Source organism: Ruegeria sp. AI2, assembly GCF_056541275.1.
Window position 1 is genome coordinate 1 of sequence record NZ_JBQFYB010000070.1, and the last position, 809, is coordinate 809.

Here is an 809-nt window from a genome sequence, read left to right on the forward strand (position 1 = left end):
AAGTTCTGGGTAGTTGGGGGGCGGGTCCAGCTTGTTCAGGTCGACCGAGACCGCTCACGCGGACATGTTCAAATGATCCATGACAGGGATTATAATTTCATCGCCAAAGAGCTTTACTTCGAAACGAGCGAAGACACCGAGCCCCGGCCGGAACGATTTGGGGATATGGTCACGATTGCCGAGGCTGTTGGACGGCGTGTCGAATTCGCTCGCGTGGATCTCTACTCGGTCGGAAGCAAGGTTTACATGGGTGAAATCACGCTTTGCCCGTTTGGAGGCAAACGGCAAATGCGCACGCCAGAGTTGGACACTCAGTTGGGCGATGCCTGGACGGGCACGCGATTGTTTCCGAACTAAAGCAGCGCAGGGTTACTCGACGGGTATGTCCTGGCGCAAGTTACCGGTCGTCTTGTCAAAGATCAGGATACGGTTGTCGTCAGTCACCACGGCATACCAGTTGTTGCCAATCGTGACGGCCTGAGCGCGCGCGCCATCGGGCAATTCGACCTGATCGGGCAGGGTTGGGGTGCGGTCCGATAGTCGGATGACAATCAACGCAAATGTCACTAGAACCCCGCCAATCATCAGCGCGGTCAGCAGCATGACCATGCGCCGCAGCAGGCGAAGCTGCGGCGTTTCCTGCGGTTCCTGGGGTTCGGAAGGGACAGTCATGGGCACCCGCCAGATTGAGTTTCAGATCGCGGCCGCTCCGCCACCCCGCCTTGATAAGGCGCTTTCACGGGATGTGCCAGCAGCAGAGGCCCTGTCGCGGACCCGTTTGGTGCGGTTGATCGAAGACGGTACGGTGC

Annotated in this window: 2 protein-coding genes and 1 pseudogene; 2 read left to right on the plus strand and 1 reads right to left on the minus strand. The window is 58.6% G+C overall.

Features of this window, described 5'->3' with window-relative positions:
• Window positions 1-357, plus strand: a 357-nt coding sequence (locus ACR0LL_RS21205; protein WP_480589290.1) for an ATP-grasp fold amidoligase family protein, incomplete at its 5' end; no start/stop codon positions are given.
• Between the two features lie 12 nt (window positions 358-369).
• Here the strand turns inward: ACR0LL_RS21205 and ACR0LL_RS21210 are convergent.
• Window positions 370-672: a DUF6476 family protein gene (locus ACR0LL_RS21210; RefSeq protein WP_480589292.1), complete on the minus strand. Its 303-nt coding sequence runs from the start codon at window positions 670-672 to the stop codon at window positions 370-372.
• On the opposite strand from ACR0LL_RS21210, the pseudogene ACR0LL_RS21215 reads away from it, so the two are divergent.
• A pseudogene (locus tag ACR0LL_RS21215) lies at window positions 671-809 on the plus strand (RNA pseudouridine synthase); the annotation flags it as partial. The gene ACR0LL_RS21210 and the pseudogene ACR0LL_RS21215 overlap by 2 nt on opposite strands.